Origin of the sequence: Streptomyces sp. NPDC021115 (genome assembly GCF_044333065.1) — a bacterium.
Taxonomy (GTDB): Bacteria; Actinomycetota; Actinomycetes; order Streptomycetales; family Streptomycetaceae; genus Streptomyces.
This window is the reverse complement of record NZ_JBIRQF010000004.1, coordinates 58,057-77,981: the sequence shown is the minus strand read 5'-3', so window position 1 is coordinate 77,981 and position 19,925 is coordinate 58,057. Positions and strand designations below refer to the sequence as shown.

The following is a 19,925-nucleotide window of genomic DNA, read 5'->3' as shown; positions in this document are numbered from 1 at the left end:
GCACCGGGACTGACAGCAAACCTCTGTCTTGCACTTCGGACCCACGCCGCCCCGCGCTGCCTGATCATGTGGAGCGTCTCGGTAGGTGTCCCGTCGGAGCACCGGACCGTTGCTTCGGCGGCGGCTCCTTGGGAGCCGGATTTCGGGGTCGGCTCCCAAACGGCTCCCAAGAGGCCCCATAAACGAGTCAGGGGCCCGACCCGCTTTCGCGGATCAGGCCCCTGACCTGGTGTTCCTCCAGTCGGGGTGGCGGGATTTGAACCCACGACCTCTTCGTCCCGAACGAAGCGCGCTGCCAAGCTGCGCTACACCCCGAAGCAACGAGCTCTACTTTAGCGGACCTGTGGCCAGACACGAAATCCGGTTCTGGGGGACTCGCAGGTCGGGGCGGGGGAGGGGGTCAGGGGGACTGGGGGGTGAGGGTGAGGAGGGTGGCTTCCGGGGGGCAGGCGAAGCGGACGGGGGTGTAGCGGTTGGTGCCGCAGCCTGCGGAGACGTGGAGGTAGGAGGTGTGGTCCCCGGCCTCGTGGGTGGAGAGGCCCTTGACCCGGCGGGTGTCCAGGTCGCAGTTGGTGACCAGGGCGCCGTAGAAGGGGATGCACAGCTGGCCGCCGTGGGTGTGGCCCGCGAGGATCAGGGGGTAGCGGTCGGCGGTGAAGGCGTCGAGGACGCGGAGGTAGGGGGCGTGGACGACGGCGAGGGAGAGATCCGCGCCGGTCTCGGGGCCCCCGGCCACCTCGGCGTAGCGGTCGCGCTTGATGTGCGGGTCGTCGAGGCCGGTGAGGGCGATCTCCACGTCGTTCAGCTTGAGCCGGCCGCGGGTGTTCGTCAGGCCGACCCAGCCCGCCGCGTCGAAGGCGTCGCGCAGTTCCGTCCACGGGTTGTGGACGACGCCGACGGCCGGGGGGTTGCCGTTCAGGCCGTGGCGGCCGCTGGCCTTTTCCAGCAGATAGCGGGCGGGGTTGCGCAGCTTCGGTCCGTAGTAGTCGTTGGAGCCGAAGACGTACGCGCCGGGGAACTCCATCAGCGGGCCGAGCGCGTCGAGGACCTCGGGGACGCCCTCCGGGTCGGAGAGGTTGTCGCCGGTGTTCACGACGAAGTCGGGGCGCAGCCCGGCGAGCGACTGGAGCCAGCGCTGCTTCTTGCGCTGCCCGCTCACCATGTGGATGTCGGAGACCTGGAGGACGCGCAGCGGCCGCATGCCGGGCGGCAGCACGGGCACGGTGATGCGGCGGAGCCTGAAGGACCGCACTTCGAAGCCGACGGCGTAGGCGAGACCGGCTGCGCCGACCGCCGTGATTCCCAGAGGTACTCCGTATCGCGCGCGCATGGTCTCCATGGTCGCAGAACGCCGCCGGGGGAGAAATCTTCGGGTGATTCCCGGCCAGTGCTGGCAGACTCGACGCCATGACCACCACGCTCAAGTCCAGGCTTCAGGACGATCTCACCGCAGCGATCAAGGCGCGCGACGAGCTGCGCTCCTCCACGCTCCGGCTCACCATCACCGCGATCTCGAAGGAAGAGGTCGCAGGTGAGAGCTCCCGGGAGCTGTCCGATGCCGAGGTGGAGAAGATCATCGCGCGCGAGGCGAAGAAGCGCCGTGAGGCGGCCGAGGCGTTCGAGAAGGGCGGCCGGGCGGCGCAGGCCGAGCGGGAGCGGGCCGAGGGCGAGGTGCTCGCCGGTTACCTTCCGCAGCCGCTGACGGACGACGAGCTGGAGGCGCTGGTCGCGGACGCGGTCCGGGAGGCCGCCGAGGGCGGCGCCGAGGGGCAGCGGGCGATGGGCGCCGTGATGAAGATCGTGAACCCGAAGATCGCGGGCCGGGCCGAGGGCGGCCGGGTCGCCGCCGCGGTGAAGCGGCAGCTCGCGGGCGGGTAGGGCCCACAGAGAAAGGGCCCGGACGGTTTCGTCCGGGCCCCTTCCGCGCTCAGTCAGCCGCGGGTACTGCCACCGGCTACCGCGGCGGCCACTCGAAGCCGCCGTTCCCCTTGCCGCCGTTTCCGTTGCCGCCACCGATCACGCCCGGCGGGAGGGAGATGTCCGGCCAGGGGTTTTTGTCCCCGCCGCCGTTCCCGGGCTTGTCGCGGCCGGGCTTCTGGTGGCCCGGCTTCTTGGGCGGGGTGGGCTTGCGCGCGTTGGGGTCCTTGATCGGCACGGTGACGAAGTTCGGCGCGGGCTTGCCGTTCAGCGCGCCGCTCATCGCGTCCTTCCAGATGGGCCCCGGGGTGTCCGCACCGTAGACCTTGTCGTGGTGGACGCCGCCGATGGTGACGTTCTCCATCCTGAGGTCGCTGGCGCCGGGGCCGCCGCCGACCCACACCGCGCCCGCGAGGTTCGGGGTGTAGCCGACGAACCAGGCGGCGCGGCGCTCGTCCGTCGTACCCGTCTTGCCCGCGCTGGCGCGGCTCTGGAGACCGGCCTGCTTACCGGTGCCGTCCTCGACCACACCGCGCAGCAGGGTGTTGATCGTGTCCGCGGTCTTCTCGGACATCGCGCGCGAGCACTTCGACTGCGGCACCTTCAGCTTCTTGCCGCTGGGGCCGGTGATCGAGTCGATGAAGACGGGCGAGCAGTAGACGCCGCGGTTGGCGAACGTCGCGTACGCGTTGGCCATGGTCAGCGGCGAGAAGCCCTCGGTGCCGAGGGTGAGGGAGGGCACCTGGTGGTGCTCCTTGCCGTCGGCCCGTTCCACACCCATCTTGTCGGCCAGCTCGGTCACCGGGCAGACGCCGATGTCGCTGATCAGCTGGACGAAGTAGGTGTTGACCGACTTCGCGGTCGCCTCCTTCATCCCGTACGGGCCGACCTCCGACTTGTTCTCGTTCTCGACGGTCGAGCCCTCGCTGTTGCTCCACGTGCCCTTGCAGGTGCTGACCGGGCTCGGGTACTCCATCTTGTACGGCGAGGAGTAGGTCTTGTACGGCCTCGTGCCCCGCTCGAGCGCGGCCGCGGCGGTGATCGGCTTGAACGTGGAGCCCACCTGGAAGCCGTAGTTCGAGCCGCCCATGGAGTGGTCGGCGGAGAGGTTGATCTGCGTCTGGTCCGTGCCGAAGCCGTACGGCTTGGACTGGCCCATGCCCAGGACCTTGCCGGTGCCCGGCTCGACGAGCGAGACGGCGGTGGCGGCCTTGTCGGACTGGTACACATGGGACTTGATCGACTTCTGGACCGACTCCTGCGCCTGCGGGTCCAGCGTCGTACGGATCGTCAGGCCGCCCTGGTTCCAGCGCTTGGCGCGCGTCGCCGCCGTCTTCCCGAAGACCGGGTCGTTGAGGAAGATCTGGCGGACGTAGTCGCAGTAGAAGCCCGCGCCCTTGACGGCCGTGATGCAGCCGCTGCGGGGCATGCTGACATCGAGACCGAGCGGCTTCTTCTTGGCGGCGGCGGCCTGGGCCGCGGTGATGTCCTTCATGTCGGCCATGCGCTGGAGCACGGTGTCGCGGCGGGCCTTCGCGGTGTCCGGGTTGGTGACCGGGTCATAGCGGCTCGGCGACTGGACGAGACCGGCCAGCAGTGCGGCCTGCTCCAGCTTCAGGTCCTTGGCGGGCTTGCTGAAGTAGCGCTGGGAGGCGGCCTCGATGCCGTAGGCCTGCTGCCCGAAGTACGTGATGTTGAGGTAGTTCTCCAGGATCCGCTTCTTGCCCAGTTCCTTCTCGACCTGGATCGCGTACTTCAGTTCCTTGATCTTGCGGCCGATGGACTGCTGGGTGGCCTCGGCGAACTTCTCCTTGCTGTCGCCCGCCTCCTCGACGAAGACGTTCTTCACGTACTGCTGGGTGAGGGTGGAGGCGCCCTGTGAGACACCGCCGCTCTGCGCGTTCCGGTTGGCGGCGCGCAGGATGCCCTTGAGGTCGACCGCCCCGTGCTGGTAGAAGCGCGCGTCCTCGATCGCGACGATCGCCTTGCGCATGTACGGGGAGACGTCGTCCAGCTTCACGATGGTGCGGTCGCGCGAGTAGACCTTCGCGATCTCGCCGCCCTTCGCGTCCAGGATGGTGGTCCGCTGGCTGAGCGGCGGCGTTTTGAGATTGGCCGGAATATCGTCGAATTCCTGGACCGTTTCCTTGGCCGTGAGGCCGAACGCCCCGACGGCGGGAAGCGCCAGCCCGGCCATCACGGCGCCGGCCAGCGCGCTGACGCCGAGGAACTTGGCGGCCTGTTGAGCGGTGGACAGCCCTCCGCCCGAGCGCGTGTAACCCATAAGAGGCAGCCTACGTGGCGAATCGCCGGACAGGAGACCGCGTGTTCGCATACGCTGTTTCACGCCAGCCACGCATGTGCTGCTGCGCCATATCGCACCGCATCGCACCGCCTCTCCACCCTCACTCGAGTGAGTGATGAGGAGTGCCCGGATTGTGACCCCGTGTCCTGAGGTGCCCGCTGTTCGTTGACTGAACTGCCCTGGTTTGCACCAGTAATCGCAAATGTCGTCAGCTCACTCCGTTGGGTGATCTGCCGCGTACCCATAGTCCGTTCGGGCCATCCAAGATTGGGCCCGCAGGGGGTGTTGCGGCTTGCTCGCCTTCCGTAACGTCCTCAACTGGCGACGGTGAATATGCCGTTTGTCGCCGTGGGGGAGCTCCGATTCGGGAGAGGACGGCGCCAGCATGGGCTGGGTAACCGACTGGAGTGCGCAGGCCGCCTGCCGCACTACTGATCCAGATGAACTGTTCGTCCAGGGCGCGGCACAGAACAGGGCCAAAGCGGTCTGCACCGGATGCCCGGTGCGCACCGAGTGCCTTGCGGATGCCTTGGACAACCGTGTCGAGTTCGGTGTGTGGGGAGGGATGACCGAGCGAGAGCGGCGGGCGTTGCTGCGCCGCCGCCCGACGGTGACCTCTTGGCGAAGGCTGCTGGAGACCGCACGCACCGAGTACGAGCGCAGCGCGGGCATTCTGCCCTTCGACGACGAAGAGTACGAGCGCTTCGCTGCCGTCGGATAGCGGTCGGCCGGCAGGCCGGTGCGCGACGACGTCGTATCGCATCACAGCATCACAACTTCATCTCACCCACCCCTCGTCACGGGCTTTCTCTCATCTACGACGGGACGAGGAAGGGGTGTACGACACGAGTACGGCCGCGACAGTGGTCGCGGCCGGTCGTGGCCGGGCAAGGTGGTTCACGGGCATGGGGGCCTGCGGACCTTGGGGCAGCCCGCCACGCCATGGGCGACGACGTGTACGGACGTGCCATGCGCGGATACGCATGACAGGCGTGCATGGACGCAGACGTGCATGGGACGTGCAGGGACGGATGGGCAGAGCGCTACGGTGCGGACGATTGGGGATCCGCGGCGGGCGCGATGACCGTGCTCCGGCCGTGACGTCGGCTCGTCGTGTCAGTCCCTCGTGGGCTCTGTCATGGGCTCGCGTGTCATGACGGCCGTTGCGTACGGGTACCTCCGTGTACGCCGCGGCCTGGGCACGCGTGCAACTCCGTAAGCTACGCGCGCGGCTTGGGCACCCGGGCGGGCGTCAGCCTGCCGTGCGCTTGGACTGGTCCGTGGGCCGGTCCGCCGGGGCCGCCGCGAGGCGATCGCCGATCGCCCGCAGCCCCGTCAGGTCGTGTACGTCTCCAGGGAGCGCGGCCACTTGGGCCACCGGGACTTCGGGGTGCAACGCCGTGAAGCGGTCGTGTGTGCGCTGCTCGCGTCCGAGCACCTGCATACGCTCCGCATGCAGCCGGAGCAGCCCCGCGGCAAGCCGCTCCGCCGACGTGGGGGAGACGTCGGGGTCCGCTGCCGAGGAATTGTCCGCCGCTGAGGCGTTCCGGGCTTGAGCATTCCCTGAGTCGGGATCGACAAATCCGTCGGCACCAAGATTTTCCGCGCCCCCGCCAGGGTTGGCCGGAACGCTACCCTCCCCCGGTGGATCCGCGACCGGATCCGGGGCCGCCGCGCTCTTCAGGATCAGCGTCTCCGCCGCAGCCAGAGCCCGTTCCGCCGACAGTTGTTCGGCGCCGCTGCAGTGCACCCGGTTCAGTACGAGACCGGCCAACGGCATCTGATCGGCGGCCAGCCGCTCGACGAAGTAGGCGGCCTCCCGCAGGGCGTCCCGCTCCGGGGCGGCCACCACCAGGAAGGCCGTACCGGGCGCCTGGAGCAGCCGGTAGGTGGCCTCGGCGCGGGTGCGGAACCCGCCGAACATGGTGTCCATCGCAGCCGCGAACGTTTGCACGTCGCGCATCAGCTGGCCGCCGAGGACCTTGCTGACCGTGCCCGTCATCATGGATACGCCCACGTTCAGGAACTTCATCCCGGCCCGGCCGCCGACCTTCGCCGGAGCCATCAGCACCCGGATGAACTTCCCGTCCAGAAACGAGCCGAGTCGCTTCGGGGCGTCCAGGAAGTCCAGCGCCGACCGGCTCGGCGGCGTGTCGACGATGATCAGGTCCCATTCCTCGCGGGCCCGCAGCTGGCCGAGCTTCTCCATGGCCATGTACTCCTGCGTGCCCGCGAAACCGGCCGAGAGCGACTGGTAGAAGGGGTTCGCCAGGATCGCGCGGGCGCGCTCGGGGTCGGCGTGCGCCTCGACGAACTCGTCGAAGGTCCGCTTCATGTCCAGCATCATGGCGTGCAGTTCGCCGCCCGCCCCGTCCCCGACGCCCTCCACCCGCCGCGGGACGTTGTCGAGCGCGTCAATGCCCATGGACTGCGCGAGCCGACGGGCCGGGTCGATCGTGAGGACGACGACCTTACGGCCGCGCTCGGCGGCCCGTACGCCCAGCGCGGCGGCCGTGGTGGTCTTGCCCACGCCGCCGGAGCCGCAGCACACCACGATGCGGGTCTGCGGGTCGTCCAGCAGCGCGTCGGTCTCCAGCCGGGGTGCCACGTCCATGCTCATGCCGCCTCCTGCGTACGGCTCGTGCTGTTCGTACGGCTCGTGCTGTTCGTACCTCGCGTACGCCTCGTGCGCTGCGCACACCTCGTACGGCCGACCGGCCCGACGCCGCTCACGACGGCCACTGCTTGCGCAGATCCGCCGCCAGCCGGTACAGCCCGGCCAGGTCGACGCCGTCCGTCAGCAGCTCCAGCTCGTGCAGCGGCAGGTCGAGGCCGGACAGCTCGGACCGCTGGGCGCGCTCCAGGGCGACGCGCTCCGCGTGCTCGCGCGCCTGCTCCAGCAGCGGGTCGACCAGCCGCTCGGCGAGGCCGCCGCGGCGCGCGCCGCCCAGCCCGGCCTGCGAGAGCGCCTTGGCGACGGCCGCGCGGCGGCCGTTGGCGGCGGCGTCCACGGCCTCGTGGTCGAGGATCGCGGGCCGCACCATGTTGACGATGACCGCGCCCGTCGGAAGGCCGTCCGAGCGCAGCTCCGCGATGCCGTCCGCGGTCTCCTGGACCGGCATCTCCTCCAGCAGCGTCACCATGTGGACCGCCGTCTGGGGCGACTTCAGGACGCGCATCACGGCCTGGGCCTGATTGTGTATCGGGCCGGTCCTGGCCAGCCCCGCCACCTCGTGGTTGACGTTCAGGAAGCGGGTGATCCGGCCGGTCGGCGGCGCGTCCATGATCACGGAGTCGTAGACGAAGCGGCCGTCCTTGCCCTTGCGGCGCACCGCCTCGCACGCCTTGCCGGTCAGCAGGACGTCCCGCAGCCCCGGCGCGATCGTGGTCGCGAAGTCGATCGCGCCGAGCTTCTTCAGGGCGCGCCCCGCCGAACCCAGCTTGTAGAACATGTGGAGGTAGTCCAGGAGTGCGAACTCCGGATCGATCGCGAGGGCGTGCACCTCCCCGCCGCCCGGCGCGGTCGCGATCTTGCGTTCCTCATAGGGCAGCGCTTCTGTTTCGAAGAGCTGCGCGATGCCCTGGCGGCCTTCGACCTCGACCAGCAGTGTGCGCCTGCCATCGGCCGCGAGGGCCAGCGCGAGTGCGGCGGCGACCGTGGTCTTGCCGGTTCCGCCCTTGCCACTGACGACATGGAGCCTGCTCACACTGGGGAGCCTAACCAGTCCCCCCACGGGCTACGCACCAGGCCCCGGGAGTGAGGCATTACAGTCGGCTGCATGACGAAGTGGGAATACGCGACCGTGCCGCTGCTCGTACACGCCACGAAGCAGATTCTGGACACCTGGGGCGAGGACGGCTGGGAGCTGGTCCAGGTCGTTCCCGGGCCGAACAACCCCGAGCAGCTGGTGGCCTACCTGAAGCGGGAGAAGGCGTGACCGCCGTCGAGGAGAAGCTCGCCGGACTCGGTCTGACGCTGCCCGACGTCGCCGCCCCGCTCGCCAGTTACGTCCCGGCGGTCCGCACCGGGCGTTACGTCTACACCGCGGGCCAGCTGCCGCTGGTCGACGGGAAGCTGGGCGTGACCGGCAAGGTCGGCGCGGAGGTGACGCCGGAGGAGGCCAAGGCGCTGGCGCGCACCTGTGCGCTGAACGCGCTGGCCGCCGTGAAGTCGGTGGTCGGCGACCTCGACAAGGTCGTACGGGTGGTGAAGGTCGTCGGCTTCGTCGCCTCCGCCCCGGACTTCACCGCGCAGCCGGGCGTCGTCAACGGCGCGAGCGAGCTACTGGGCGAGGCGCTGGGTGACGCCGGCGTGCACGCGCGCAGCGCGGTCGGCGTGGCGGTGCTGCCGCTGGACGCGCCGGTCGAGGTGGAGATCCAGGTCGAGGTCGAGGACTAGCCGTTCTCCCGGCCTGGTGCGGTCGGGGTCGGTGTCGGGGCCGTGGTCAGGTCCGTGGTCGGGCCTCTCGCGCCGTCCGCGCCCCGGCCAGGGCCCCTCGAACATCCGCCCGCAAACGCATAGCATCCGGCCATGTCCACTACGAATGGCCAGTGGTATCCACCCGAGTGGCCAGAGCGCATCCGGTCGTTGTCGGCCGGTGAGCTGACGCCGGTGACGCCGCGCCGGGCCGCCACCGTGCTGCTGCTGCGGGACGGACCGGACAGTGCGCCGGGCGGGCAGGGCGGGGAGCACGGGGCGCACGGGGAACAGTACGGAACGGACGGCGGCGGCGAGCGCCGGGACGGCGACCGCGGCGATGGCGACCGCGGTGCCCATGCGGCCGGGCTCGCCGTGTACATGCTGCGCAGACGCGCCTCCATGGCTTTCGCCGGGGGCGCGTACGCCTATCCGGGTGGCTCGGTGGACCCGCGCGACGAGCGCATGGTCGCCTGGGCCGGTCCCTCGCGCGCCCAGTGGGCGCGGCGGCTGGGCCTCGACGAGAGCGACGCGACGCAGGCGCAGGCCATCGTGTGCGCGGCGGTCCGGGAGACCTTCGAGGAGGCCGGGGTGCTCCTCGCGGGCCCGACCCCGCACACGGTCGTCGCGGACACCACGGGCGACGACTGGGAGACGGACCGGCTGTCGCTGGTCGCCCGGGACCTGTCGTTCGCCGAATTCCTCGACCGCCGCGGGCTGGTGCTCCGCTCGGACCTGCTCGGCGGCTGGGCGCGCTGGATCACGCCGGAGTTCGAACCGCGCCGCTACGACACCTGGTTCTTTGCGGCTGCGCTGCCGCGGGGGCAGCGTACGCGCAACGCCTCCACGGAGGCAGACCGCACCGTCTGGCTCCGCCCCGGGGACGCGGCCGACGGCTACGACCGGGGCGAACTCCTGATGATGCCCCCGACCATCGCAACGCTGCGGCAGCTGCGACCGTACGGCACGGTCCACGACGCCCTGGTGGCCGCCGCGGACCAGGACCTCACCCCGGTGCTCGCACAGGCCCGGCTGGAGGGCGACGAACTGGTGCTGAGCTGGCCGGGCCACGACGAGTTCACCAAGCACATCCCGGGCGCCACGGGGGAGCCGGAAGCATGACGTACGCAGCCGCCCTGCCCGGCCAGCCGCGCGGGGGCGCGATCGGCGGCCCGGCGACCGACCGCGCCATATGCGTCCTCGCGCCGAATCCGTCACCCATGACGCTGGACGGCACCAACACCTGGATCGTCGCCGAGCCGGACTCCGACCTCGCCGTCGTCATCGACCCCGGCCCGCTGGACGACGGCCACCTGGAGAACGTGATCGCGACGGCGGAGCGGGCCGGGAAGCGGATCGGGCTGACCCTGCTGACCCACGGACACCCGGACCACGCGGAGGGCGCGGCCCGCTTCGCCGAGCTGACCCGGACCCGGGTCCGCGCGCTGGACCCGGAGCTGCGGCTGGGCGACGAGGGGCTGGAGCAGGGGGACGTCATCACCACCGGCGGTCTGGAGCTCCGGGTGGTGCCCACCCCCGGCCACACCGCCGACTCGCTGTCCTTCCACCTCCCGGCCGACGCCGCCGTGCTGACGGGCGACACGGTGCTCGGGCGCGGTACGACGGTCGTCGCGCATCCGGATGGACGGCTCGGCGACTACCTGGACTCGCTGCGGCGGCTGCGGTCGCTCACGGTGGAGGACGGGGTCGGCACGGTGCTGCCGGGCCACGGTCCGGTGCTGAACGACGCGCAGGGCGTGGTGGAGTACTACCTGGCGCACCGCGCCAATCGCCTCGCGCAGGTGGAGACGGCGGTCGAGAGCGGCCACCGCACGCCCCCGGAGGTCGTGGCGCATGTCTACGCGGACGTGGACCGGTCGCTGTGGCCCGCGGCCGAGCTGTCGGTGCGGGCTCAGCTGGACTATCTGCGCGAGCACGGGCTGATCTGACTGGTCCGGGGACGACGCTGGTCCGGGAACGGCGAAGGGCCCCGGCCGGGGATTCCGGCCGGGGCCCTTCGGGCGTTCCGTATGCGTCAGCGGGACCGCTTGGCCAGCCGCTCGACGTCCAGCAGGATCACCGCGCGCGCCTCCAGCCGCAGCCAGCCGCGGCCCGCGAAGTCGGCGAGCGCCTTGTTGACGGTCTCGCGGGAGGCGCCGACCAGCTGGGCCAGCTCCTCCTGGGTCAGGTCGTGGACGACGTGGATGCCCTCCTCCGACTGCACGCCGAAGCGGCGCGACAGGTCGAGCAGGGCCCGGGCGACCCGGCCGGGCACGTCGGAGAAGACGAGGTCGGACATCTGGTCGTTGGTCTTGCGCAGGCGCCGGGCCACGGCGCGCAGCAGCGCTGAGGCGACCTCGGGGCGGGCGTTGAGCCACGGCTGGAGGTCGCCGTGGCCGAGGCCGAGCAGCTTGACCTCGGTGAGGGCGGTGGCGGTTGCTGTGCGCGGGCCGGGGTCGAACAGCGACAGCTCGCCGATCAGCTCACCGGGTCCGAGCACGGCCAGCATGTTCTCGCGGCCGTCGGGAGAGGTGCGGTGGAGCTTCACCTTGCCCTCGGTGACCACGTACAGGCGGTCGCCCGGGTCCCCTTCGTGGAAGAGGGCGTCACCCCGCGCGAGGGTGGCCTCTCCCATGGAGGCGCGCAGCTCAGCGGCCTGCTCGTCATCGAGCGCCGCGAAGAGCGGGGCGCGCCGCAGAACGTCGTCCACGAGTCTCTCCTTGTCGACATGCACAGGGGACCGTCGTCCCCATGATGCCGGACGGTAAAACAGTGCGATCAATCACAAGTTTGACGCACTGGCCTGCCGGACCGTGCGGCAGGGGTCCGATTGGGCGGGGTCTCGTCGGTGGCCCGGCCGGTTGTCGGCGGCTGGGCTTAGGCTGGCCGGGTGTCCAATACGCCGGTGAGAGCACGGGGCAAGGGGGCCGAACGGGTGACCGCATCTCGTAATTCCGCTGTGGGCGAACAAGGGTCCGCCGAGCCGACGGAAGCGGCGAAGGCGCCCAAAGCGGCCAAGCCGGCCACTCCCGCCACAGATGCCAAGACGACGAAGGCCGCGAAGCCCGCCAAGCCTGCGAAGACCGCCAAGAGTGCGAAGTCAGCAAAGGCCGCAAAGGCCGCCGAGCCCGCCAAAGCCGCGAAGCCCTCCCGGCCGGAATCCCGGCTCGCGCTCGTCCGCCGCGCCCGGCGCATCAACCGCGAGCTGGCCGATGTCTACCCGTATGCCCACCCCGAGCTGGATTTCGAGAACCCGTTCCAGCTCCTGGTCGCCACGGTGCTGTCCGCCCAGACGACCGACCTGCGGGTCAACCAGACCACCCCCGGGCTCTTCGCCGCCTATCCGACCCCCGAGGACATGGCGGCCGCCGACCCCGAGGCGCTGGAGCAGCTGATCAGGCCCACCGGCTTCTTCCGCGCCAAGGCCAAGTCCCTGCTGGGCCTCTCCGCGGCCCTGTGCGACCGCTTCGACGGCGAGGTGCCGGGCCGGCTGAAGGACCTGGTCACGCTGCCCGGCGTCGGCCGGAAGACGGCCAATGTGGTCCTGGGGAACGCGTTCGGGGTGCCGGGGCTCACCGTGGACACCCACTTCGGGCGGCTGGTGCGGCGCTGGAAGTGGACCGACCAGGAGGATCCGGAGAAGGTCGAGGCGGAGATCGCCGCGATCTTCCCGAAGAGTGAGTGGACGATGCTCTCGCACCGCATCATCTTCCACGGCCGCCGCGTCTGCCACGCCCGCAAGCCCGCCTGCGGCGCCTGCCCGATCGCCCCGCTCTGCCCGGCGTACGGGGAGGGCGAGACCGATCCGGACAAGGCGAAGAAGCTGCTGAAGTACGAGATGGGCGGTCAGCCGGGGCAGCGGCTGCGCCCGCCCTCCGATTACCCGGGGAGCCCCGCCGCCCCGCTGGGAGCCGCCGGATGACGAGCACGTACGGCGGAGGCGTGGGGGTCAGCGCACAGGGGCTGCCCGAGTGGCTGCTCCCCGTGGCGCGGGCGGCCGAGACGATCGAGCCGCACCAGCTGAGCCGGTTCCTGCCGCCGCCGCAGGGCGGCGGCCGCCCCTCCGCCGTACTGGTGCTCTTCGGGGACGGCCCCGGCGGCCCCGAGCTGCTGCTGATGGAGCGGTCGGGCTCGCTGCGCTCGCACGCGGGCCAGCCTTCCTTCCCCGGCGGCGCGCTCGACCCCGAGGACGGCGATCCGGACGGATCCGGTCCGCTGCATGCGGCGCTGCGCGAGGCCGAGGAGGAGACGGGGCTCGATCCCGCGGGCGTCCAGGTCTTCGCCGTCCTGCCGCGGCTGTACATCCCGGTGAGCGGCTTCGTCGTGACGCCCGTCCTGGGCTGGTGGCGCGAGCCGAGCCCGGTCGGTCCTGTGGACCCCGCCGAGACGGCCCGGGTCTTCACGGTGCCCGTGGCGGATCTCACGGATCCGGCGAACCGGGCGACGACGGTGCACCCCAGCGGCCACCAGGGCCCTGCGTTCCTGGTCGGGGGCGCTCTGGTCTGGGGTTTCACGGCGGGAGTGATCGATCGCATACTCCACTACGCGGGCTGGGAACGACCATGGGACCGTGCGAAGCACGTCCCACTCGACTGGCGCGCGTGAGACGGTGTCCCGGTGAATGTGCTGGACATCCTGCTGCTGCTCGCCGCCGTATGGTTCGCGATCATCGGCTATCGCCAGGGCTTCGTCGTCGGCGTGCTGTCGGTGATCGGATTCATCGGCGGTGGTCTGGTCGCGGTCTATCTGCTGCCGGTCATCTGGGACGGCGCCACCGACCGTGCGTCGCCCGGCACCTTCGGTGCCCTCGTGGCGATCGTGCTGGTGATCGTGTGCGCCTCGGTCGGTCAGGCCGCCACCACCCACCTGGGAAACAAGCTCCGCCGGTACATCACCTGGTCACCGGCGCGCGCCCTGGACGCGACGGGCGGCGCGCTGGTGAACGTCCTGGCGATGCTGACGGTCGCCTGGCTGATCGGCTCCCTGGTGGCGGGCACCTCGCTGCCCACGGTCGGCAAGGAGGTCCGCGAATCCAAGGTGATGTTCGGGGTCTCGCGTGTGGTCCCGGAGCAGGCCAGCACCTGGTTCTCCGACTTCTCCACCGTCCTCGCGCAGGGCGGATTCCCGCAGGTCTTCTCGCCGTTCTCGAACGAGCCGATCCCCTCGGTGCCGCAGCCCGACCCGGCGCTGGCGCAGTCCCCGGTGGCCAGCCAGGCCCAGAAGAGCATCGTGAAGGTCGTCGGGACCGCCCCGAGCTGCGGCAAGGTCCTGGAGGGCACCGGCTTCGTCTTCTCGCCGGGCCGGGTCATGACCAACGCCCATGTGGTCGGCGGGGTCGACGACCCGACCGTGCAGATAGGCGGCGAGGGCCGGCTGTACGACGCGAAGGTCGTGCTCTACGACTGGAAGCGCGACGTCGCGGTCCTCGATGTGCCCTCGCTCCAGGCGCCCGCGCTCCAGTTCACGCAGGGCGACGCGAACAGCGGCGACGACGCGATCGTGGCCGGATTCCCGGAGAACGGCGCGTTCGATGTGCGCGCGGCCCGCGTCCGCGGCCGCATCACGGCCAACGGCCCGGACATCTACCACCGTGGCACCGTGCAGCGCGATGTGTACTCGCTGTACGCGACCGTGCGGCAGGGCAACTCCGGCGGCCCGCTGCTCACCCCGCAGGGCAGGGTGTACGGCGTGGTCTTCGCCAAGTCGCTCGACGACGCCAAGACGGGGTACGCGCTGACGGCGGACGAGGTGCGCAAGGACGCCGAGCGGGGGCGTACGGCCGACCGGCCGGTGGACAGCCAGGGGTGCGCCCTCTGACGCCGCCTACCGGCCGCTGGCACCGCCTCACCGCCGGCACCCGCCTACCCGCGGCAGCGCCGCTCGTGCGGCCTACCGCCGCTCGCGCGGTCTACCGGCTGCGTGGATGGCGCAGCCGCGCCGAGACCCAGCGAGCCCGGCGCCCGATGATGCGGGGAATCCCGACGATATTGGGATCATGGCCTTGAACAGGCCCGGAGCCGCCCGGCTCGGAAATGCTCAGTGCGGCTTTGGCAGCGGCGGCGGTCTCGGGGCCGCTGCCGCTCGGTGCGTCACGGTAGTCGTGCGTCCAGCCCATACTCCGGACTGTGCCCGTGGCCCAAGGTCGGTAATCGCGGGTGACTGCGGCAATTGGCCTATGCGCCAGGCAAGTGGCCGTTCGAGAAACATCTGTTCGCACGAGGCCCGCTGCGGCCTCGCTCAGCGGTCCGGTTCCGGGTCCTTGAGCCAGTTGATCAGCTCCGCTGAGAAGGCGTGCGGGGCCTCCTCGTGCGGAAAGTGGCCGAGGCCGTCGAAGAGCCGCCAGCGGTACGGTGCCTCCACGTACTGCCCCGACCCCGCTGCGCTGCGGGTCCGCATCACCGGGTCGAGCGAACCGTGCAGATGCAGGGTCGGCACCCGCACCGGCCGCTTCATCCGGCGGTTGAACTGGATACCGTCCGGCCGCGCCAGCGACCGCACCATCCAGCGGTACGGCTCGATCGAGCAGTGCGCGGTCGAGGGTACGGTCATCGCGCGCCGGTAGACGTCCACCACCTCGTCCTCGGGCAGCCGCGGCCCGGACCAGTCCCGGATCAGCTGCCCCACGGCCGCCGCGTCGTCCGCGACCAGATGGCGTTCGGGCAGCCATGGCCGCTGGAAGCCCCAGATGTGGGAGCCCGCGGCGCTCTGCCTGACGTCCCCGAGCATCGCCGAGCGCCAGCGCCGCGGATGCGGCATGGAGGTCACCGCGAGCCGCCGCAGCAGCTTCGGGCGCATCACCGCGGCCGTCCACGCCAGATATCCCCCCAGGTCATGGCCGACCAGGGCGGCGTCCGGCTCACCGAGCGAGCGGATCACCCCGGTGATGTCGAGGGCGAGGTTGGCCGGGTCGTACCCCCGCGGCGTACGGTCGCTGCCGCCCACTCCGCGCAGGTCCATCGCGACCGCCCGGTACCCGGCCTCGGCGAGCGCGGTCAGCTGGTGCCGCCAGGTCCACCAGAACTGCGGAAACCCGTGGAGCAGCAGCACCAGCGGGCCGTCGCCCAGCTCGGCGATGTGGAAGCGCGCGCCGTTGGCCGCGACGTCCCGGTGGGTCCAGGGGCCGTCCAGCCGAACGACCGACGCGGAGATATCAGGGACGGTCATGCCGACGAGCGTGTCACATCCCGTACGGAGCGGCCGCCGTTCGCCTCGGCCCGCGGATGCGGTTTGACGTTCCCGAGGACGGCCGCCGTCTCCTTGGACGAGGCCATGGACCGCTTCGGCGCCTTCACCTTCTTGAACTTCAGCAGCGCGAGCAGGCCCAGGATGCCGGCGATCAGCCAGTAGATCCCGCCCACGATCAGGAAGCACCAGGCGAGGCCGAGGCCGGTCCAGGACCGCATTCCATAGGCGAGGGCGAAACTCAGCACCGGAAGCGAGAACAGGATCAGCACCCCGGCCGCCATGCCGGCGCCGCTGCCGACCGCCGCCTTCTTGGCGCCCACCCGGAGCTCGGCCTTGGCCAGCGCGATCTCGTCGTGCACCAGCGCGGACAGCTCGGTGGTCGCCGTCGCCACCAGCTGGCCGAGGCTGCGGTTGCCGCCGTCGTCGGCTGCGCTCATCGCCATCTCCCTCTGCTCTTGTACGTATTCCGGTCGTCTTCTGCGCTGTTCCGCGGCTTTCAAGCCTCTCAGATCATGGCGTCTCAGATCATGCCGGACCATCGTCACCGGAGCCGTTCGCGGCGGCCGCTTCGGCAAGCCGCCGGTGCTCGGCGGCCTTTGCCTCATGGATCGCGGCCATCCGGAGGTGGTATTCGGGGGTGTCGAGTTCATAGACGTCGGGGATGCCGTCCATGTCCTCGTCCCGCTCCTCGTCCTGATACAGCCGCTGGTAGCGGTTGTTGCGCAGCTTGAGGAGGATGCCCGCGAGCAGCGCGGCGCACAGCGAGCCGATGAGGACCGCCGCCTTCACCTCCTCGGCGAGCGCCGGATGTTCGGGGAAGGCCAGTTCGCCGATGAGGAGGGAGACGGTGAAACCGATTCCTGCGAGGGTCGCGACGGCGAACACATCCGCCCACTCCAGGTCCTCGTTGAGCTCCGCCTTGGTGAACCGGGCCGCGCACCACGAGCCGCCGAACACCCCGGCCGCCTTGCCCACCACCAGGCCGAGGACGACGCCGAGCGTCTCGGGGCGGGTGAAGACGTCCGCCACGGCGCCGCCGGATATCGGCACCCCGGCGGCGAAGAGGGCGAACACCGGCACGGCGAGCCCGGCCGACAGGGGGCGCACCCGGTGCTCGATGCGCTCGGCGGGGGAACGGTCCTCGCCCTCCCGCACGGTGCAGCGCAGCATCAGGCCCATCGCGACGCCCGCGACGGTGGCATGCACCCCGCTCGCGTGCATCAGCGCCCAGATCACCAGGCCGAGCGGGACGTAGATGTACGCGCCGCGTACGCCCTTGTGGTGCAGCAGCCGGAAGAGGGCGAGCCCGGCGAAGGACAGGCCGAGGGCGATGAGGTTGATGTCCTTGGTGAAGAAGATCGCGATGATCACGATCGCGCCGAGGTCGTCGACGACCGCGAGGGTGAGCAGGAACGCGCGCAGGGCGGCGGGCAGTGCGGTGCCGATGACGGCGAGGACGGCGAGCGCGAAGGCGATGTCGGTGGCGGTCGGTACGGCCCAGCCCCGCAGGCTGCCGCCGGAGGCGTTGACGACGACGTAGACGAGGGCAGGGGCGGCCATGCCGCACAGCGCGGCGACCACGGGCAGCGCGGCGGCCTTCGGATCGCGCAGCTCGCCCGCGACCAGCTCGCGCTTCAGCTCGATACCGGCGACGAAGAAGAAGATGGTGAGCAGGCCGTCCGTGGCCCAGGACTCGACGGACAGATGCAGATGCAGCGCCTGGGGGCCGAAGGAGAAGTCCTTGATGTCGCCGTAGACGCCGCTGAGCGGGGTGTTCGCAAGAATCAGCGCGGCGATCGCGGCGACGAGCAGGATCATGCCGCCGACGGTTTCGGTGCGCAGGGCGTCGGTGACGAACGTCCGCTCGGGCAGCGAGAGACGGCCGAGGAACTTGCGGCTGGTGGGCGCGGCCACGGGCGGGGCCTCCTGGGGTCGTCGGGCGGGTGCGGACACACCTGTGGTGTGTGCCGACCAGACTTCCCGGCGCGCCCTCGTTCACCCTGTCGCGTTGTTAACGCGGCAGGTAATCACCTTAACCGGAACGGAGGAGGGGCGCTCCGCGTGGCGGGAGCGCCCCTCCTCCGCACAAGCCGCTGCTCAGTCCTCGCTGGGCGCGGACGGCAGCTTGCTCTGGATCAGCTCCATGACGGAGGAGTCGGTGAGCGTGGTGACGTCGCCCAGCGCCCGGTTCTCGGCGACATCGCGCAGCAGCCGCCGCATGATCTTGCCGGAACGGGTCTTGGGCAGCTCGCCCACCGGCAGGATCCGCTTGGGCTTGGCGATCGGGCCGAGCTGCTTGGCGACATGCGCCCGCAGCTCCTCGACCAGATCCTCGTCCTCGGCCGCGCCGCCGCGCAGGATGACGAAGGCGCAGATCGCCTGGGTGGTCTGCGGGTCGGTGGCCCCGACCACGGCGGCCTCGGCGACCTTGGGGTGCGAGACGAGTGCCGACTCGACCTCGGTCGTCGAGATGTTGTGGCCGGACACCAGCATCACGTCGTCGACCCGGCCGAGCAGCCAGATGTCGCCGTCGTCGTCCTTCTTGGCGCCGTCGCCCGCGAAGTAGCGGTTCTCGAAGCGGGACCAGTAGGTGTCCAGGTAGCGCTGGTCGTCGCCCCAGATGGTGCGGAGCATCGACGGCCACGGCTCGGTGATCACCAGATAGCCGCCCGCGCCGTTCGGCACCTCGTTCGCCTCGTCGTCGACGACGGTGGCGGCGATGCCGGGGAGGGCGACCTGGGCCGAACCGGGCTTCGTCGCGGTGACGCCCGGCAGCGGGCTGATCATCATGCCGCCGGTCTCGGTCTGCCACCAGGTGTCGACGACGGGCGTGGTGTCCGCGCCGATGTTCTTGCGGTACCAGACCCATGCCTCGGGGTTGATCGGCTCGCCGACCGAGCCGAGGATGCGCAGCGAGGACAGGTCGAACTTGGCCGGGATGTCGTCGCCCCACTTCATGCACGCGCGGATCGCGGTCGGGGCGGTGTACAGGATGGTGACCCCGTACTTCTGGACGATCTCCCACCAGCGGCCCTGGTGCGGGGTGTCCGGCGTGCCCTCGTAGAGCACCTCGGTCGCTCCGTTGGAGAGCGGCCCGTAGACGATGTACGAGTGGCCGGTGACCCAGCCGACGTCGGCCGTGCACCAGAAGACGTCCGACTCCGGCTTGAGGTCGAAGACGGCGTGGTGGGTGTACGACACCTGGGTGAGGTAGCCGCCGGTGGTGTGCAGGATGCCCTTCGGCTTACCGGTGGTGCCGGAGGTGTAGAGGATGAACAGCGGGTGCTCGGCGTCGAACGCCTCGGGCGTGTGCTGCTCCGGCTGGCGGCCCACGATCTCGTGCCACCACACGTCGCGGCCCTCGGTCCAGTCCACCTCCTGGCCGGTGCGCCGGACGACCAGCACGCTGCGCACGTTCTCGGTGCCCGGGCGGGTCAGGGCCTCGTCGACGGCGGGCTTGAGCGCGGACGGCTTGCCGCGGCGGTAGCCGCCGTCGGAGGTGATGATCACCCGGGCGTCGGCGTCCTGGATGCGCTTGGCGAGGGCGTCGGCCGAGAAGCCGCCGAAGACCACCGAGTGCGGGGCACCGATGCGGGCGCAGGCCAGCATCGCGATGACCGCCTCCGTGATCATCGGAAGGTAGATGGCGACCCGGTCGCCCGTCCGGACCCCCAGCTCGGTCAGCGCGTGTGCCGCCTGCGAGACCTCCCGCTGGAGCTCGGCGTAGGTCAGCGAACGGGTGTCGCCGGGCTCCCCCTCGAAGTGGAGGGCCACCCGGTCGCCGAGCCCGTTCTCGACATGGCGGTCGACGCAGTTGTACGCCACGTTGAGCTTGCCGTCGGCGAACCACTTCGCGAAGGGCGGGTTCGACCAGTCGAGCGTCTCGGTAGGCTCGGTCGCCCAGGTCAGCCGACGGGCTTGCTCGGCCCAGAAGCCCAGGCGGTCCGCCTTCGCACGCTCGTACGCCTCGGCCGTCACGTTGGCGTTCGCGGCCAGGTCGGCCGGCGGCGTGAAACGGCGCTCCTCGCGAAGAAGGTTGGCCAGGCTTTCGTTGCTCACGACATCTCCCATTCCCAGGGTGTCCGTTGTGTCCCGGCCATA

The 19,925-nt window shown here is 70.7% G+C and carries 19 protein-coding genes and 1 tRNA gene; 9 read left to right on the top strand and 11 right to left on the bottom strand.

Annotated features, from left to right (window positions below; translation table 11 throughout):
* Nucleotides 1-241 precede the first annotated feature (241 nt).
* Nucleotides 242-315 (bottom strand) — tRNA-Pro (locus ACH4TL_RS14255).
* Between the two features lie 85 nt (nucleotides 316-400).
* The gene (locus tag ACH4TL_RS14250; protein ID WP_398313869.1) at nucleotides 401-1,330 is read right to left on the bottom strand and encodes a metallophosphoesterase; all 930 of its coding nucleotides are present in this window, start codon (nucleotides 1,328-1,330) and stop codon (nucleotides 401-403) included.
* A 77-nt stretch (nucleotides 1,331-1,407) separates the two neighbouring features.
* Here ACH4TL_RS14250 and ACH4TL_RS14245 point away from each other — a divergent pair, with 77 nt between their 5' ends.
* The gene (locus ACH4TL_RS14245) at nucleotides 1,408-1,878 is read left to right on the top strand and encodes a GatB/YqeY domain-containing protein (protein WP_398313867.1); all 471 of its coding nucleotides are present in this window, start codon (nucleotides 1,408-1,410) and stop codon (nucleotides 1,876-1,878) included.
* A 76-nt stretch (nucleotides 1,879-1,954) separates the two neighbouring features.
* Here the strand turns inward: ACH4TL_RS14245 and ACH4TL_RS14240 are convergent, their stop codons facing one another.
* Nucleotides 1,955-4,201: a transglycosylase domain-containing protein gene (locus ACH4TL_RS14240; RefSeq protein ID WP_398313865.1), complete on the bottom strand. Its 2,247-nt coding sequence runs from the start codon at nucleotides 4,199-4,201 to the stop codon at nucleotides 1,955-1,957.
* A 406-nt stretch (nucleotides 4,202-4,607) separates the two neighbouring features.
* Between ACH4TL_RS14240 and ACH4TL_RS14235 the strand changes: the two genes are divergently transcribed.
* Nucleotides 4,608-4,943 carry a WhiB family transcriptional regulator gene (locus ACH4TL_RS14235; RefSeq protein ID WP_030829787.1) on the top strand — a complete coding sequence of 112 codons (336 nt, stop codon included), beginning with the start codon at nucleotides 4,608-4,610 and terminating at the stop codon, nucleotides 4,941-4,943.
* A gap of 531 nt (nucleotides 4,944-5,474) precedes the next feature.
* On the opposite strand, the gene ACH4TL_RS14230 is transcribed toward ACH4TL_RS14235, so the two are convergent.
* Nucleotides 5,475-6,842, bottom strand: a complete 1,368-nt coding sequence (locus ACH4TL_RS14230) for an ArsA family ATPase (RefSeq protein WP_398313863.1) — start codon at nucleotides 6,840-6,842, stop codon at nucleotides 5,475-5,477.
* Between the two features lie 109 nt (nucleotides 6,843-6,951).
* Complete coding sequence (locus tag ACH4TL_RS14225) at nucleotides 6,952-7,929, bottom strand: ArsA-related P-loop ATPase (RefSeq protein ID WP_398313861.1); 978 nt, start codon at nucleotides 7,927-7,929, stop codon at nucleotides 6,952-6,954.
* Nucleotides 7,930-8,001: 72 nt separating this feature from the next.
* Here ACH4TL_RS14225 and ACH4TL_RS14220 point away from each other — a divergent pair, with 72 nt between their 5' ends.
* The 4 genes from ACH4TL_RS14220 to ACH4TL_RS14205 all read left to right on the top strand — a co-directional run bounded on the left by ACH4TL_RS14220 (nucleotide 8,002) and on the right by ACH4TL_RS14205 (nucleotide 10,588).
* Nucleotides 8,002-8,160, top strand: a complete 159-nt coding sequence (locus tag ACH4TL_RS14220; RefSeq protein ID WP_003967454.1) for a DUF4177 domain-containing protein — start codon at nucleotides 8,002-8,004, stop codon at nucleotides 8,158-8,160.
* Nucleotides 8,157-8,621 carry a RidA family protein gene (locus ACH4TL_RS14215; protein ID WP_398313859.1) on the top strand — a complete coding sequence of 155 codons (465 nt, stop codon included), beginning with the start codon at nucleotides 8,157-8,159 and terminating at the stop codon, nucleotides 8,619-8,621. The genes ACH4TL_RS14220 and ACH4TL_RS14215 overlap by 4 nt, the downstream gene beginning before the upstream one ends.
* A gap of 132 nt (nucleotides 8,622-8,753) precedes the next feature.
* Nucleotides 8,754-9,761, top strand: coding sequence for an NUDIX hydrolase (locus ACH4TL_RS14210; protein ID WP_398313857.1), 1,008 nt, complete (start codon nucleotides 8,754-8,756; stop codon nucleotides 9,759-9,761).
* The gene (locus tag ACH4TL_RS14205) at nucleotides 9,758-10,588 is read left to right on the top strand and encodes an MBL fold metallo-hydrolase (RefSeq protein ID WP_398313855.1); all 831 of its coding nucleotides are present in this window, start codon (nucleotides 9,758-9,760) and stop codon (nucleotides 10,586-10,588) included. Before ACH4TL_RS14210 ends, ACH4TL_RS14205 begins: the two co-directional genes overlap by 4 nt.
* 86 nt (nucleotides 10,589-10,674) lie before the next feature.
* Here the strand turns inward: ACH4TL_RS14205 and ACH4TL_RS14200 are convergent, their stop codons facing one another.
* Entirely contained in the window at nucleotides 10,675-11,349 is a 675-nt protein-coding gene (locus ACH4TL_RS14200) for a Crp/Fnr family transcriptional regulator (protein ID WP_055546320.1), read from the bottom strand.
* A gap of 225 nt (nucleotides 11,350-11,574) precedes the next feature.
* Here ACH4TL_RS14200 and nth point away from each other — a divergent pair, with 225 nt between their 5' ends.
* Genes nth through ACH4TL_RS14185 form a run of 3 tightly spaced genes read left to right on the top strand, consistent with a single transcriptional unit; the run spans nucleotide 11,575 to nucleotide 14,456 of the window.
* Nucleotides 11,575-12,561, top strand: a complete 987-nt coding sequence (nth, locus tag ACH4TL_RS14195) for an endonuclease III (RefSeq protein WP_398313852.1) — start codon at nucleotides 11,575-11,577, stop codon at nucleotides 12,559-12,561.
* Complete coding sequence (locus tag ACH4TL_RS14190) at nucleotides 12,558-13,244, top strand: NUDIX hydrolase (RefSeq protein ID WP_398313850.1); 687 nt, start codon at nucleotides 12,558-12,560, stop codon at nucleotides 13,242-13,244. The genes nth and ACH4TL_RS14190 overlap by 4 nt, the downstream gene beginning before the upstream one ends.
* A gap of 12 nt (nucleotides 13,245-13,256) precedes the next feature.
* Nucleotides 13,257-14,456, top strand: a complete 1,200-nt coding sequence (locus ACH4TL_RS14185; protein ID WP_398313848.1) for a MarP family serine protease — start codon at nucleotides 13,257-13,259, stop codon at nucleotides 14,454-14,456.
* Nucleotides 14,457-14,547: 91 nt separating this feature from the next.
* On the opposite strand, the gene ACH4TL_RS14180 is transcribed toward ACH4TL_RS14185, so the two are convergent.
* From ACH4TL_RS14180 to acs, 5 genes are all read right to left on the bottom strand, one after another.
* Nucleotides 14,548-14,754, bottom strand: coding sequence for a hypothetical protein (locus ACH4TL_RS14180; protein ID WP_398313846.1), 207 nt, complete (start codon nucleotides 14,752-14,754; stop codon nucleotides 14,548-14,550).
* Between the two features lie 122 nt (nucleotides 14,755-14,876).
* On the bottom strand, nucleotides 14,877-15,803 hold the full coding sequence (locus ACH4TL_RS14175) for an alpha/beta fold hydrolase (RefSeq protein WP_398313844.1): 927 nt from the start codon (nucleotides 15,801-15,803) through the stop codon (nucleotides 14,877-14,879).
* Nucleotides 15,800-16,261: a phage holin family protein gene (locus ACH4TL_RS14170; protein WP_398313842.1), complete on the bottom strand. Its 462-nt coding sequence runs from the start codon at nucleotides 16,259-16,261 to the stop codon at nucleotides 15,800-15,802. The genes ACH4TL_RS14175 and ACH4TL_RS14170 overlap by 4 nt, the downstream gene beginning before the upstream one ends.
* Nucleotides 16,262-16,349: 88 nt before the next feature.
* Nucleotides 16,350-17,738, bottom strand: a complete 1,389-nt coding sequence (gene nhaA, locus ACH4TL_RS14165; protein ID WP_398313840.1) for a Na+/H+ antiporter NhaA — start codon at nucleotides 17,736-17,738, stop codon at nucleotides 16,350-16,352.
* A gap of 183 nt (nucleotides 17,739-17,921) precedes the next feature.
* Nucleotides 17,922-19,883, bottom strand: coding sequence for an acetate--CoA ligase (gene acs / locus ACH4TL_RS14160; protein WP_398313838.1), 1,962 nt, complete (start codon nucleotides 19,881-19,883; stop codon nucleotides 17,922-17,924).
* Nucleotides 19,884-19,925: the final 42 nt, after the last annotated feature.

Excerpts from the sequence above, each read along its gene's own strand:
- ACH4TL_RS14250 (WP_398313869.1), bottom strand. The coding sequence starts at position 1,330 with ATGCGCGCGCGATACGGAGTACCTCTGGGAATCACGGCGGTCGGCGCA.
- ACH4TL_RS14245 (WP_398313867.1), top strand. The coding sequence starts at position 1,408 with ATGACCACCACGCTCAAGTCCAGGCTTCAGGACGATCTCACCGCAGCG.
- ACH4TL_RS14240 (WP_398313865.1), bottom strand. The coding sequence starts at position 4,201 with ATGGGTTACACGCGCTCGGGCGGAGGGCTGTCCACCGCTCAACAGGCC.
- ACH4TL_RS14235 (WP_030829787.1), top strand. The coding sequence starts at position 4,608 with ATGGGCTGGGTAACCGACTGGAGTGCGCAGGCCGCCTGCCGCACTACT.
- ACH4TL_RS14230 (WP_398313863.1), bottom strand. The coding sequence starts at position 6,842 with ATGAGCATGGACGTGGCACCCCGGCTGGAGACCGACGCGCTGCTGGAC.
- ACH4TL_RS14220 (WP_003967454.1), top strand. The coding sequence starts at position 8,002 with ATGACGAAGTGGGAATACGCGACCGTGCCGCTGCTCGTACACGCCACG.
- ACH4TL_RS14210 (WP_398313857.1), top strand. The coding sequence starts at position 8,754 with ATGTCCACTACGAATGGCCAGTGGTATCCACCCGAGTGGCCAGAGCGC.
- ACH4TL_RS14205 (WP_398313855.1), top strand. The coding sequence starts at position 9,758 with ATGACGTACGCAGCCGCCCTGCCCGGCCAGCCGCGCGGGGGCGCGATC.
- ACH4TL_RS14190 (WP_398313850.1), top strand. The coding sequence starts at position 12,558 with ATGACGAGCACGTACGGCGGAGGCGTGGGGGTCAGCGCACAGGGGCTG.
- ACH4TL_RS14180 (WP_398313846.1), bottom strand. The coding sequence starts at position 14,754 with ATGGGCTGGACGCACGACTACCGTGACGCACCGAGCGGCAGCGGCCCC.
- ACH4TL_RS14175 (WP_398313844.1), bottom strand. The coding sequence starts at position 15,803 with ATGACCGTCCCTGATATCTCCGCGTCGGTCGTTCGGCTGGACGGCCCC.
- ACH4TL_RS14170 (WP_398313842.1), bottom strand. The coding sequence starts at position 16,261 with ATGAGCGCAGCCGACGACGGCGGCAACCGCAGCCTCGGCCAGCTGGTG.